This window comes from Streptomyces sp. NPDC093111 (assembly GCF_040683955.1).
GTDB lineage: Bacteria > Actinomycetota > Actinomycetes > Streptomycetales > Streptomycetaceae > Streptomyces.
Map to the genome: position 1 here is coordinate 16,807 of NZ_JBFBNW010000035.1, position 13,435 is coordinate 30,241.

A 13,435-nucleotide genomic window follows, 5' to 3' on the forward strand; every position below is an offset into this window, starting at 1 on the left:
AAGATGTACGCCACCATCGACGGTAATGCTACGAAAAAGGATTCGCGCTACCTAGCGATCACCAACGCATATCTGCCCGGTGAGGACAGCGTCGCCGAGCGAATGCGTGAGGCTTTCGAGAAGATTCTCGAAGGCCGGGCTGCCGACATCGGCTTCATGTACGACAGCGTAGAGGCGCATCCCGCGACTCCGCTGACGCCGGAAGCGATTCGGATTGTTCTCCCGAAGATTCGCGGCGACGCCGTTTGGCTGCGGGTCGAGACAATCCTTCAGTCGATTCTCGATACGACGATCGCGCCGAGTCGCAGCCGTCGAATGTGGCTGAACCAGATCGTCGCGTCCGAGGACGCGGTGTACTCCCCCGCCGACTGGGACGTCCTGCGGGACGACACCCGGGTGCTTCAGCCCGGTGACGAGATCGTGATCGGCTTCGACGGCGGCCTCCGAGACGACAGCACCTGCCTGGCAGCCCTCCGCGTGAGCGACGGCTACGCCAGCATCCTCGGCCTCTGGGAGAAGCCCGACGGCCCGGCCGGCAAGGACTGGGAGGTCTCCCGCGAGCAGGTCGACAGTGCCGTCCACGAAGCCTTCAGCACGTTCAATGTGCAGGGCATGTACGCCGACGTAGCCCTTTGGGAGAGCTACATCTCCGAGTGGTCCGCGCTGTACGGCGAGGGCCTGGCCGTGAAGGCCCCGGGGAAGGACGCGATCGGCTGGGACATGAGGACCAGCCTGAAGGCATCGACCATGGCGCACGAGCGCCTCGTGCGGTCGGTGCTTGACCGAAAGATCGTCCACGACGGCGACCGGCGCCTGCGCCGCCACGTGCTCAACGCCAGGCGCAGGAGCAACAACTTCGGCCTCTCCTTCGGCAAGGAAAGCCGGGAGTCCCCGCGGAAGGTCGACGCCTACGCGGCGCTCATGTTGGCGCACGAAGCCTTGGTGGACCTTCGGGCTCGGGGCAAGCGGGCGCGCAAGCGCACGGGACGCGGCTACTTCCTCTGACCAATCTCTTAACCTGTAACAAAGGGCGGTGATCCATGGCCAGCCCTTCTCCCCTGTCGCTCGCGCGACAGCTTCTGGGCATCCTGCACCGGGACGGCGACCGGCTGCGTCACATCGACGCCTACCTCCACGGCCGGCACGCGGACCCGTACATGCCGCCCCAGGCGGACGACGAGTACCGCCTGCTGGCCCGGCGTGCGGTCTCGAACTGGATGCCCTTGCTCGTCGGAACGCCCGCACAGGCCCTCTACGTGGACGGTCACCGCCAGGGCGGCGGGTCGGGCGAGTCCAGCGGCCCCGACTCGACAACTCCCGAGTGGGAGCACTGGCAGGCATCCCGACTCGACGCACGTCAGGCCGCCATCTACCGGGGCGCCCTGGCCTATGGGCACAGCTTCACCGTGACGGAGCGGAACCAGGCCGGGGGCGTTGTCACGCGGGGCCTGTCGGCCCTCAAGACGGCGGCGCTGTTCGAGGACGCGGCCAACGACGACACCCCGGCAGCGGCCCTCACGGTGACGGCCTGGCCGCAGGGTGAGCAGCCGGGCGAAGCCCGGCTGTGGGATGCCCGACGCGAGTACGCCGTGAGCTTCCTCGCGCTGAACGACGAGAAGTCGATCCGCGTGCAGGCCCGGCGCCCGCACGGAGCCGCGGAGTGCCCGGTCACCCGGTTCTCCGCCTACGTCGACCTGGAAGGTCGCACCCTGGGCGTCATCGAGCCGATGATCGCCCTCCAGGACCGCATCAACCAGACCGTTTTCGATCTTCTGCTGGCGCAGAGCTACGGCAGCACGAAGGTACGGACGGTCACCGGCATGGCCCCGCCGGTCCAGCGCAACCCTGAGACTGGCGAGCCCGTCCTCGACGCGGACGGCAATCCGATCCCGCTCCGGATCAACCACAACAGCAGGCGTTTTTTGTTCGCCGAGGACCCGGACGTTCGCTTCGGCTCGCTGGACGAAACCCCGTTGCAGGGCTTCATCGACTCGATCGACATGAGTATCCGCCACCTGAGCGCCCTCGCGCAGGTGCCGCCGCATCACCTACTTGGGCAGATCGCCAACTTGTCGGCGGAGGCGCTCCAGGCCGCGGAAGTGGCCCTGAGCAGGAAGATCGCCGAGTTCCGTACGAGCTTCGGCGAATCCTGGGAGAGGGTCTTCAGACTCGCGGCCGAGCTGGCCGGCAACGCCTCGGCCGCCGAGGACTACAAGGGCGAGGTCGTCTGGCGCGACATGGAGTCGCGCAGCCTGGGCCAGGCCGCAGACGCCCTCGGCAAGCTGCGCACGCAGCTCGGCATCCCCGAGCGCGGACTGTGGCGCAGGGTCCCCGGCGTCACCCAGACCGAGCTTGAGGACTGGGAGCAGATGCGTGAGGACGACGACTCCGTGGCACAGCTCGCGGGCGCCCTCACGCGGGCAACTCCCGAGCAGGAGACCGGCGTTCAGCAGGTGGCTGCGTGAGCCGTCCCGCCCGGCAGTCCGAGACGGACGAGGCATCCGCAGCCTTCCACGCGGCGCTCGTGGAGATCGGCGCCCAGACCACGGTCGAGGCCCTGTCCCTGTGGGCGGACGTGCCGGCCGACCTCCGCGCGGCCACGGCGGGCGGCTGGCTCCGCAAGGCCATCACGATGGTGATGAGCCGTAGGCGCCAGGCCCGCGACCTGGCCCGCGCGTACTACCGGCTGGCCCGAGCACTCCAGACCGGGACGACCGTCGCCGACCCGTACCACCCGGAGCCCGAGCACATCACGCTCGGGGATCTTCGCCGGGAGTTCGGGGCCCTGGCCGGCACGTACCGGCCTGCGACTTCGCGGGCAGAGGAGGCCGCGACCGGCGAGCCCGGGGAAGCCTCCTCCACCCCGCCCGACGACCAGGCCGAGGACGAAGCCGACCGGCCCCGCCGCGACGACGATGCCGATGACGACTGGGAGCAGATCACCGTCGAGGAACTCGACGGGCTGCGTGAAGAGGAAGAGCGGGCCGAGCGCGAGGCAGAGGAGGAACTCCGTTCCGCGCTCGACGCTCTTGGCACTCGGAACCTGAACCGGCGTCTGGCCGAGGTCGACGACGAGCAACCCGCGAGGGACGCCGACGCTGCCCGCGCGCACGCGCACCGGCAGGCCGGAGCACGGCAGGCCGCCGCAGCCAGCCGCGTCGCCATGAACGGCGGGCGGTCGAGCACCTGGCGCCACATGCGCAAGGACGGACGGGCGCTCGGCTATGTGCGTCTATCCAGGTCAGGTACCCCATGCGGCTGGTGCGCCATGCTCATCAGCCGGGGGCCGGTCTACAAGAGCCGCCAGTCCGCCACGTTCAACGACGGCGACAAGTACCACGACAACTGCGCGTGCTACGCCATGCCGGTGTGGTCCCGGGACCAGTATCAGTCCAGCGAACTCACCGCGCTCTCACGGCAGTACGAGGCCCTGTGGCCGAAGGTCACCAAGGGCCACACCGGCAAGGACGCGATCAGCGTCTGGCGCCGGTTCATCCGCCAGAAGCAGCGAGCCGCAGCCCTGGAGGCGCGGCAGACCACGACCACAGCCCAGGAGGCGTGACGTGCCCGAAGACACCCCCAACGAGCCTGTCCAGGACGACGAGAAGCCCGGCACGCCGAGCGAGGAGCAGCCCCTCGCCACGGAAGCCGGCACCGAGGCGGCCGAGGACGGCCTCCCCGAGTGGGCTCGCAAGGAACTGGTAAAGGTCCGCAACGAGGCGGCCGGATACCGCACCCGCCTGCGCGACGCCGAGACGAAGCTCTCCCAGGCCAAGTCGCCCGAGGAGTTCGAGGCCGCCCTGACCGAGGTGAAGCAGCAGAACGCCGCCCTGGAGCGCTCGCTCCTGGTGACCCGCGTCGCGGGGAAGTTCGAGCTGCCCGAGATCCTGGCCGACGCTCTGAAGGGCGACACCCCAGAGGAGCTGGAAGCGCACGCCAAGGCGCTCCAGGCTCTCGTCGCCCCGCCCGTCGCCCCCACACTTTCCGGCGGGCTGACACCCGCCGACGAGGACGACGGCGAGATGGACCCGCGCAAGCTCGCGCGGCTCACCCGCCGTTGACCCACATTCAGGCTGTGAACCTGTAACAGGTTGCCTCTTTTTCCCATTTCCACGCCTCCGGTCTCCGGGGGCTTTTTCTATGCCCCAGGAGGCTAAGTGACAGCCGAACACATGGTGGTCAAGCCGGAAAAGCTCATCGCTACGGCCATCGGAATGCTGGAGCAGGAACTCGTCGTTCCGAACCTCTTCACCAAGGAGGGCGTCGACAAGTTCAAGGGCGCCAAGAACGACACGATCAACGTCACCGTTGAAGGTGTCCTGCCCTTCCACGACTACGAGTGGCGCTCCGGTTCGGCCGGCAGCTCGACTCCGGGCACCCGTCAGCGCGTCATCTTCGACGAGTACGCCGAGCGCACGATCCCGGTGACCTTCGGCGGCAACGTCTACAACGGTGTCAAGCTCACCGACGAGCAGGCCGACTTCGATATCCCGCAGTGGGGCAAGCTCCTGCGACCCCAGGTCAAGGCCATCGCCCGCGGCCTCGCCCGGCGAGCAGTGAAGACCCTGGTGGACCAGCCGTACGCGGTGACCATCGGCAACACCGAGAAGGCCATGCGTAAGGCGATCATTGAGGCCCGGCGCGTGCTCAACAAGTTCAACGTACCCGAGGGCAACCGCTACATGGTCGTCGGCTCCGACTTCGAGACCGTCCTGCTGTCCGACCCGGACCTGAACCTGGCGTCGAACGTCGGCGACAGTCAGGCCGAGTCCGCCCTCGTGAATGCCACTCTGGGAAACCGGTACGGCTTCCGCTTCATCGTCGACCAGACGATTCCGGCGGACAGCGCCTACGCGTTCGCCCAGAGCGGCTTCATCTTCGCTTCGGCGGCGCCGTCCGTTCCCCAGTCCGTTCCCTTCGGCGCGACCACGAGCTTCGAGGGCCTGGCCCTTCGCTGGCTGCGCGACTACGACAGCGAGTTCTTCCAGGACCGTTCGATCGTGAACTGCTACCAGGGCTTCCGCTCGGTCGAGGACACCCTCGTCGGCTGGGACTCGGCGAAGGAGAAGGAAGTCATCTCCACCGACCAGCACTTCGTGCGCGGCATCAAGCTGACGCTCGACGGCAAGTCGGACTACCCCGAGGCCGCCTCCGAGCTGTCGAAGATCACGGGCATCAGCGACGCGAAGGTCTGGACCCCGACCGGCCGCGTCCCCGAGGGCGACCCGGCCAACGCCTGATCGAGCCATGACGGCCGTGTGAACCTGTAACAAAGGTTCGCACGGCCGCCGGGCCTGACCAAAGGAGTCAGCTTGGCGTACGCCACACTCGACGACCTGCGGGGGCGCCTCGACTGGGAACCGGACGAGGACGAGCTGCGCATCGCCGCCGGGGCCCTGGAGGACGCATCCGCGCTCGCCGCGGCCTACGGCCGCGACTGGCCAGCAGACCGAGCACCGCAGCTCGTACGGACCCTCGTCCTCAAGGCCGCCGCCCGCTACATGAGCAACCCCAGCGGCTACACCCAGAGCCGGGCCGGGGACGAGACCCTCGCCTGGTCCGACCTGGGCCACGACGCGGGCACCGTCTTCTTCACGCACGAGGAGAAACGCCTCCTGGAGGGGCTGGCCGGCACCCGGCCCGGACTGGTCAGCGTGGTCGTCAGCTCCTGGGATTCCACCATCCGCCCCGGCGTGGGCGGCCTGGTCCCCGTCGACTACGACGGGGCCCGCTTCCCGATGTTCTCCTCCGATCGGGGGCCCTGGTGAGCCTTCAGCGCAGGCGCGGTCAGCGGGCCCGGGTCTGGCGCACCGTCGAGGTCACCGACTCGCGCGGCAATCAGGTCACCATGCCCGATCCCACAGGTCCCGTCGAGGTGCGGGCGGCCTTCATTCCACAGCGCTCGGCCCGCGCCGAGGTGCCGGGCCAGCAGCAGATCAACGTGACCAGGATGGTCGTGGACGCGCACCTGGAGGGCGTCTCGCTGTGGTCCCGAGTTGAGTACGCGGGCCGCCAGTGGGACATCGTCTCCCCTCCCGCCTACCACCACGGCTCCCGCCGCACGCGGCACTGGTCCATCGACATTCGGGAGCGGCCCTAATGGCACAGGTCTACCCGACGATCGGGGCCCGCAGCCTCGCAAAGGCGATAGCCGTACACGACGGCGTACAGGCCGAGTTGACGCGCCGCGCATTCGAGATCGGCGTTCGAGCCGAGGAGATCCTGATCGCGCATCGCGCGGACGGCCATGCCGAAATCGACATCGAGGCGGGCGACAACAACCGGTACGTGATCCTCTCCGATGATCGCGGACAGAAGGCGGCGCTCAGCATCGAGTACGGCCGCGAAGAGTCCGTCATCGTCCGGGAAGACAAGCACGGCCGGAAGTACCTCGACGTACTCCCCGCCATGGACGGCCTCTACATTCTCGCCACCGCATCGAATCTCCCCAAGAAGCGTAAGGGGAAGGTGAAGCTCGACTAGTGGCTGGAATACCCGACCACATCAAGGCACTCGCCGAACTCTCCCCGGTTGAAGACCTCCTGCTGGCCATCCTCCGCAAGGGGCTCCCCGGCGTTCGCGTGAAATCCCTCATCGACCGCCACGAGCAATTCCCGCTCGTCCTGGTGCGCCGCGACCCCACATTCGGGCAGTGGGCGGCCGACACCCGATTCACCGACGCTGCCCGGGTCGTCGTGAATTGCTTCGCCGAGGACCCCGACGGCGACTCTGACGCGGCCATCCTCTCCGAGGCCGTGCGCGTCGTCCTGCGCGACTCCTGGCTGAACCACGAGGTGATTCCCGGCAGGGGCCACATCACCCGCGTGGACATGAACTCCTCCCCGCGCAGGGCGAGCGACTGGGCCACCGCGACCGGGCCCGTGCAATACGCGGATCTGCCCACGGGCGTGTGGAGATACGAGTCGGTTTTCGACATCCAGATTCGCAAGCCCCGGCAGCGCCCCTTCCCCCTCCCTTAGTCCAACCCGCACGCGCCCCGCCCTTTTCTGCGGGGTTTCTGGCGTGCGCGAATTAGGAGACGTTCCTTCTTGGCGCTCAACGACAACGCAACTCTGGTTGTCGGCAATGGAAATTATCTGACGGCTCCCGTCGGCACCTCCATGCCCGATGACCTTCTCGTACCGGTCTCCCCGTGGCAGAACGTCGGCCATACCTCGCTTGAGGATGTTTTCGGAATCACCTCCGAAGGCGGTGAGGCCACCACGATCGGCACGCTTCAGAACAAGAGCCTCCGGACGAAGTATTCGGCCCGGACCGAGTCGATCACTTTCACCCTGAACCAGTTCGATACGGCTGCGCTCCGGCTCTATTTCGGCGCCAACGCGCCGCTCCTGCCGGACGGTTCGGTGGGCGTGCCTGCCGACCCGCACCCCACCCAGTCGGCCTTCCTCGCGGTCTTCGTCGATGGCGAGTCGCACTTCGCGGTCTACGCCCCGAAGGCGGAGATCTACCGCGCGGACGACATGGCCATTGGTGACACGGAATCCCTCGCGGGCCTGCCCCTGGCCGTGAAGCCGATGGTCTACGGCAACAACGTCTGGACCTACGCAGTGACCCCGCTCGGCGGCATTGTCGCCACGGGCGCCTCGGCGGGGACTCCCGGTTCCTTCACTCCGACCGGCGCCGTTGCCCCTGCGGATCTCGCGGCCCTCGCCTCGGTGATCGCCACTCCCACGGCGAAGTGGTCCACCGGCCAGTACGTCGACCTCGCGGACTCCTCGACGGCGTTCTGGAACGGCACCGCCTGGGCGGCCGGCAAGGCGACCTGACCCCTCCCCCCTCCTCCCGGCGCGAGCGCGCGGACCCGCTCGCGCCGGGGTTCTCCCCTGGTCCGCCCACCACCCCCGACACCTGGAGGTCCGCACCCCATGGCTTCTTTCACGCTCGACAGCATCCGCACCGCCGCCGAGGCGAAGTACGGCTCCACCGACATCGAGCTTGGCGAGGAAACGATTCGCCTGCTCAACCCGCTGCGCCTGCCGAAGGCGTCCCGCACCGCGCTCTCCGACCTCCAGGACCGGATGGGCGCTGACGACGCCGACCAGGAGGAGCTTCTGTCGGAGGCGATCCGCCTGGTCGCCGAGCACCCCAAGGCCGCAGAGCGGCTCCTGACCGCTGTGTCCGGCGATCTCGCCGTCCTCGCCGAGATTTTCGACCGGTACGGCCGGGGTGCCCAGGTGGGGGAAGCCTCGGCCTCGCGCGACTGATCGACGACTACGGCGAGGGCCTGTACGGGGACCTGCGGCACTACTACGGCGTTGACCTCGCCGACGTGATCGCGGGCCGGGGGCCCTCGCCCGCTCTCGTCCTCCTCCTCGTGGCGAGGCTGCCCGACACCTCCCTGACCGTCGCCCTGGCGGCGGGCGGCAGACAGCACTTCGGCTGGGGCGCCGACCGGCACCTGGCCGCCGACCTCTTCGACGCCCTCAACGCCAACACCCGGGCCAGCGGCCAGTGGGGCAAGAACAAGGCCCCCAAGATCCCGCCGTTCCCCCGCCCCAAGGCGAAGGCGGCGAAGAAGGCGGCCAAGCGGCCCACCACCGTGGCCCAGCTCTACCAGCACTTTCAGCGGAGGTAGCCCTTGTCAGCGGGCCAGATCATCGGCCGCGTCGCCGTCAAGGTGTCCCCCGACACCCGCGACTTCAAGCGGGATGCCGAGAAGCAGCTCGACCGCATCGAGCAGCAGCTCGAAAAGCTCAAGGTGTCGACGCGGATCGACATGAGCGGCGCGAGCCGAGAGTTCCTCGAAGAGCTGCGGAAGATCAACAAGCGGAACAAGCAGAGCGACGCGCGCAAGATCCGCTTCTACACGACGATCTCCACCGACGGCATGGCAACGGCCGTCCGCAATGCGGCCCGCGAGCTTCAGCAGCGGGCGAACCGCGAGCGCGTCTCGTTCAAGGTCGACAACCTCAAGGCGGCCGGCAAGGTCGAGCTGGAGCTGGACCAGCAGTCCGCCGACCGCGTGAAGCACAAGCTCAAGGACTGGGCCGATGACCTCAGCCCGCTGAAGGTCAAGGTCGAGCCCGACTTCGCGCACGGCTCCGGCCTCGCAATCTCCACCCGCCTTCAGGTCCTCACCCGGCCGCGCACGGTCCCGATCATCCCGGACCTGGACAACGGGGCCGTCGCCAAGGTAGGCGCGGCCCTGGCCGCCCTGTCCGGCGCCCGCGTCCTGAACTCGATGTTCGAGAAGCTCGGCCGGACCCTGCGGAACCTCGACAAGAGCGTTCCGATCATCGGGTCCCTGAGCCTGGCCATCGCCGGTCTCGCGGGCTGGGGCCTCACCGCGGCCTCCAACCTCGCCGCCCTGTCGGCGAGCCTGGCGCAGATCGGCTACACCGGTCTCCTCCTGCCCGGCCTTCTTGGCGGGATGGCCGTCGGCCTCGGCGTCACCATCGCGGCCTTCCGCGACTTCAACAAGGTTCTCCCCGAGGTCAAGGGGGCCCTCTCGGGCCTCCAGGACACGATCTCGGAGAACTTCTGGGCCAAGGCCGCAGAGCCCATCCGCACGGTCGTCGACGACCTGCTGCCGCGTTTCCGCGACGGCGTCTCGCAGACCGCGACCGAACTGGGCGGCTTCTTCGGGAGCTTCGCGACCAATCTGGGGACCTCGCTCTCCCCGGCGCTCGACCAGATGTTCTCGGACCTGTCCGAGTCCATCGCGAACGCCTCGGCCGGTACCGACACCTTCGCGTCGATCATCGCGACGCTGGGCAAGGTCGGCACCAGCTACCTTCCCTCGCTGGCCAACTGGTTCGTCCAGATCAGCGAGCGCTTCGACAACTTCCTCAAACGCAAGGGCGAGGACGGACTCAAGCAGGAGATCGACGAGGGTATCGGAGCCCTCCAGGATCTCGGCTCCGTCCTCCAGCACACGGGCGGCATCCTCGCCGGTATCGCTCGCGCGGCAGAGGCCGCGGGTGGCTCCTCGCTCGGGATGCTGGCCGGCACCCTGGAGCGGATTCACACCACGGTCGACTCCCCTGGTTTCCAGGAGGGTTTGACCAACGTCTTCGCGGCGGCGCACGCCGCGATGCAGCAGATCGCGACCGTCTCCGGTCCGGCGGTCGAGCAGTTCTTCACGACCTTCGGGCACCTGCTCACGGCGATCCTCCCGCAGGTCGGCGCGACCATCGGCCAGGCCCTCGCGGCGGTCGCAGGCGCGCTGGCGCAGCCTGCGGTCTTTAGTGGCGTCGTCGCCATGTTCAACGGCATCCAGAATGCCGTTGGCGCGCTCGCCCCCGCCATGGCCCCGCTGGGCCAGGCGTTCGGCGCCCTGATGGAGGTCGTCGGCGCCTTCGCGACGATGCTCGGCCCGCTCGTCGCCGCCGCGCTCGTCCCCCTCGCCAACGCCTTCACGGCGCTGGCCCCGGCGGTCATCCCGATCATCGCCCTGCTGGGCGGAGCCCTCACGGAGGCGATCGGGCAGGTCGCGCCGATCTTCGCCCAGCTCGTTCCGATCGTCGGAGCCGCGCTCGGCACCGCGTTCTCGGCGCTCAGTACGATCCTGCCGCCCATCGCGGAGCTGTTCACGACGATCCTGGCGGCGGTCGCCCCGCTCGCCGCGTCGCTGATCGAGGGCCTCGCCCCGATCCTTCCGCTTCTCGCGACGGCCTTCTCGGCGATCATCACGGCCGTCACTCCGGTCGTGGAGCTGCTGACGCAGCTCTTCGCGGCGGTGATCACGCCGCTGATCCCGCTCTTCGAGTACATCGTCGCGGCGTGCCTGCCACCGCTCGTCGAGGCTTTCAACCGAGTCTCGGAGGCCCTTCAGCCCTTCCTCCAGGCGCTGATCCAGGTCGTCAACTTCATCATGCCGGTCCTGGTACCGGCGTTGCAGTTCGTCGCTGACTTCATCATCGGCGCGCTGGCGATGGCGCTCGACGGCATCGTGGACGTCATCACCGGCGTCCTCGACGTGATCATGGGCGTCTGGGAGGTCTTCGCAGGCGTCTTCACCGGCGACTGGTCCCGCGCCTGGGAAGGCGTCAAGCAGATCTTCAGCGGGATCTGGGACATCATCGTCGGCGCCTTCAAGATCATCATCAACATCGGGATCTTCGGCGTCCTGAAGAAGGGCATGGCGCTCGTCAAGGGCGTCTGGGAGTTCGGCTGGTCCGGAATCCGCACCTTCTTCACGGGCATCTGGAACGCGATCCGCGGTGGTCTCGGCGTCGCCTGGACGGCGATCAAGGGCTACATCGACGACGGACTGCGCAGCGTCCGCTCCACCTGGTCCTCCGGCTGGAACGCGGTCAAGCAGTTCTTCATCGATGCCTGGAACGCGATCAAGACCAAGGCGGTCGAGGGAGCCAAGGCACTCTGGCAGGCCATCAAGGACGGCGTCGACCAGTCGATCAAGTTCGTCAAGGAGCTGCCGAGCAAGGCGAAGTCGGCCCTGTCCGACCTGGGCTCCACCCTGCTCAGCGCGGGCAAGGAACTGATCAAGGGCTTCATCAAGGGCATCACCTCGATGTTCGGTGGTGTCAAGGAGACCCTCGGCAACCTCACCGACAAGCTCACCTCATGGAAGGGCCCGCCGAAGAAGGATGCCGTCCTTCTCTACGACGCGGGCAAGCTGATCATCAAGGGCCTGATCAAGGGCCTGGAGTCCGAGTACGACAACGTCAAGAAGTCGCTCACGGACCTCACGGCGAAGATCCCCGCGAACGCGTCGAAGGGCCTGAAGGACCGCGTCAACCGCGACCGCACCGAGCTGCTGAAGCTCACCGCCCAGTGGGACGCGGGCGCCAAGCGCCTGGAAGCCGCGCGGGACAAGCTCGACAAGCTGCGCGACGACGCCGCCGACTATGCCGGCCGGGTCGCTGACCGCATCATCGCCACGGGCGACGTGACGAAGTCGAAGGACTCCTCCTTCGGCGGCATCGTCACCGACCTCAAGGCGGCAGTCGATCAGGCGAAACGATTCGCCAAGGCTCTGGCGGTCCTGAAGTCCAAGGGCCTGAGCCAGACCGCGATCGACCAGATCGCCAGCGCGGGCCCCGAGGCCGGACTCGCGGCGGCCGAGTCGATCGCGGCGGCCGGCAAGGACGGCATCGACGAGATCAACCGCCTCCAAGCCGAGCTGGCCAAGTACGCGCAGCAGGCCGGGAAGACGGCCTCGGACGCGATGTACGCCAACGGCATCGCCGTGGCCGAGGGCATCGTCAAGGGCCTTCAGGCCAACCAGGCGGCGATCGAGAAGCAGATGCTCAAGATCGCCGACGCGATGGTGGCCGCGATCAAGAAGAGCCTCGGCATCCACAGCCCGAGCCGGGTGTTCGCCAAGCTCGGCGGCTACGTCGGCCAGGGCTTCGCCCAGGGCATCGAGGGCCAGGCGGACCGCGTGGCCAAGGCGGTAGACGCCATCACGGTGCGGCCCGCCTCCGCGGACTACGCGCACGCCGCGAGAGCGGCCACCGCCGCCATCACAGGCGGCCTCTCCGCCGCCGGGGGCGGCACGACGAAGGTTCTCAACTACTACGCAGCGGCGGGCAGTTCGCTCAGCTCCCAGGAGGAGCTGTTCGCGGCGGCCCACCGTGCACGAATGGTGGGGTGGTGAGTGACAGCACTCCTACTGGAAACCGAGCGTGACTCGCTCGACCTCAATGAGGTGGCTGGCACCGGCTACGGCTACCAGGCCACGGTGGGCGCCACCGGGTTTGGTCTGCCGTCTGTCTCGGCGCAGTGGCTGGAGGGGGCCGGAGACGGCTCCCGCTTCCGGGGGCAACGGGTCCTGTCTCGCGACATCGACCTGCCCCTGGACATCGTCGGCCGCAGCCGCCGACACCTGAGCAGTCTGATCTCGCGCCTGGCGCGCGCGGTGGCACAAGAGTGCTCGCTCATCCTGGTGGACGACGCAGGGGTGCGCTGGTCGACGCCCGTCTACCGAACCGGTGGCGGCGAGATCGACCTCGCTGGCACCAACGACGTCCAGACGACGATCTCATTCCGCGCCCCCGACCCGTACTTCACGGCGAGCACCGTCTCGACGCAGCGGGTTGGGGGCGACGTGGGCACCACGCCGTTCCTGTCGAGCATCGTCTCTCTGCCGGTCGCGGCGTCGCAGGCCATCGGCGAGATCCAGCTCGACAACACGGGCGACGTGCCGGCCTACCCGGTGTGGGAGGTGTACGGCCCCGGCCGTGACCTGACCGTGGTCTCCCCGACCGGCGAGACGCTGCGCTGGACCGGCTCCCTTTCGAGCACCGAGAAGCTGATCGTCGACACCCGCACAGGCACCGTCACGGACGGCAAGGGCGCGAACCGGTACGCGCTCCTCGACACCGCACCGCGCTTTTGGACCGTGCCGCCGGGCGTCTCCACAGCTGCGGTCCGCCTCCTCGACACCACTGCGGCCTCCCGCGTCGTCTGCTCCTGGCGCCCGCGCCGTTGGATGGTGATCTGACCT

General features: G+C 68.3%; 14 protein-coding genes. All 14 read left to right on the plus strand.

Translation table 11 applies throughout. From position 1 onward, the window contains the following. Window positions 1-3: 3 nt before the first annotated feature. The 14 genes from AB0Q96_RS37330 to AB0Q96_RS37395 all read left to right on the plus strand — a co-directional run bounded on the left by AB0Q96_RS37330 (window position 4) and on the right by AB0Q96_RS37395 (window position 13,432). On the plus strand, window positions 4-1,005 hold the full coding sequence (locus AB0Q96_RS37330) for a terminase (RefSeq protein ID WP_365333502.1): 1,002 nt from the start codon (window positions 4-6) through the stop codon (window positions 1,003-1,005). 35 nt (window positions 1,006-1,040) lie between these two features. Then, the gene (locus AB0Q96_RS37335) at window positions 1,041-2,465 is read left to right on the plus strand and encodes a phage portal protein (protein ID WP_365333504.1); all 1,425 of its coding nucleotides are present in this window, start codon (window positions 1,041-1,043) and stop codon (window positions 2,463-2,465) included. Continuing rightward, entirely contained in the window at window positions 2,462-3,562 is a 1,101-nt protein-coding gene (locus AB0Q96_RS37340) for a hypothetical protein (RefSeq protein ID WP_365333506.1), read from the plus strand. The genes AB0Q96_RS37335 and AB0Q96_RS37340 overlap by 4 nt, the downstream gene beginning before the upstream one ends. Before the next feature lies 1 nt (window position 3,563). Continuing rightward, window positions 3,564-4,061: a hypothetical protein gene (locus AB0Q96_RS37345; protein ID WP_365333507.1), complete on the plus strand. Its 498-nt coding sequence runs from the start codon at window positions 3,564-3,566 to the stop codon at window positions 4,059-4,061. Between the two features lie 96 nt (window positions 4,062-4,157). Next, window positions 4,158-5,240, plus strand: a complete 1,083-nt coding sequence (locus AB0Q96_RS37350) for a hypothetical protein (protein ID WP_365333510.1) — start codon at window positions 4,158-4,160, stop codon at window positions 5,238-5,240. Between the two features lie 72 nt (window positions 5,241-5,312). Next, window positions 5,313-5,768: a hypothetical protein gene (locus AB0Q96_RS37355; RefSeq protein WP_365333512.1), complete on the plus strand. Its 456-nt coding sequence runs from the start codon at window positions 5,313-5,315 to the stop codon at window positions 5,766-5,768. Then, window positions 5,765-6,100, plus strand: coding sequence for a phage head-tail adapter protein (locus AB0Q96_RS37360; protein ID WP_365333514.1), 336 nt, complete (start codon window positions 5,765-5,767; stop codon window positions 6,098-6,100). The genes AB0Q96_RS37355 and AB0Q96_RS37360 overlap by 4 nt, the downstream gene beginning before the upstream one ends. After that, entirely contained in the window at window positions 6,100-6,483 is a 384-nt protein-coding gene (locus AB0Q96_RS37365) for a hypothetical protein (RefSeq protein ID WP_365333516.1), read from the plus strand. Before AB0Q96_RS37360 ends, AB0Q96_RS37365 begins: the two co-directional genes overlap by 1 nt. Further along, window positions 6,483-6,980: a hypothetical protein gene (locus tag AB0Q96_RS37370; protein ID WP_365333517.1), complete on the plus strand. Its 498-nt coding sequence runs from the start codon at window positions 6,483-6,485 to the stop codon at window positions 6,978-6,980. Before AB0Q96_RS37365 ends, AB0Q96_RS37370 begins: the two co-directional genes overlap by 1 nt. Window positions 6,981-7,049: 69 nt before the next feature. After that, complete coding sequence (locus AB0Q96_RS37375; protein ID WP_365333519.1) at window positions 7,050-7,790, plus strand: hypothetical protein; 741 nt, start codon at window positions 7,050-7,052, stop codon at window positions 7,788-7,790. A 99-nt stretch (window positions 7,791-7,889) separates the two neighbouring features. After that, window positions 7,890-8,228 carry a phage tail assembly protein gene (locus AB0Q96_RS37380; RefSeq protein WP_365333521.1) on the plus strand — a complete coding sequence of 113 codons (339 nt, stop codon included), beginning with the start codon at window positions 7,890-7,892 and terminating at the stop codon, window positions 8,226-8,228. Between the two features lie 65 nt (window positions 8,229-8,293). Then, window positions 8,294-8,599, plus strand: a complete 306-nt coding sequence (locus AB0Q96_RS37385) for a hypothetical protein (RefSeq protein WP_365333523.1) — start codon at window positions 8,294-8,296, stop codon at window positions 8,597-8,599. 3 nt (window positions 8,600-8,602) lie between these two features. After that, window positions 8,603-12,586: a hypothetical protein gene (locus AB0Q96_RS37390; RefSeq protein WP_365333525.1), complete on the plus strand. Its 3,984-nt coding sequence runs from the start codon at window positions 8,603-8,605 to the stop codon at window positions 12,584-12,586. Continuing rightward, the gene (locus AB0Q96_RS37395) at window positions 12,587-13,432 is read left to right on the plus strand and encodes a phage tail family protein (RefSeq protein ID WP_365333527.1); all 846 of its coding nucleotides are present in this window, start codon (window positions 12,587-12,589) and stop codon (window positions 13,430-13,432) included. Window positions 13,433-13,435 lie beyond the last annotated feature (3 nt).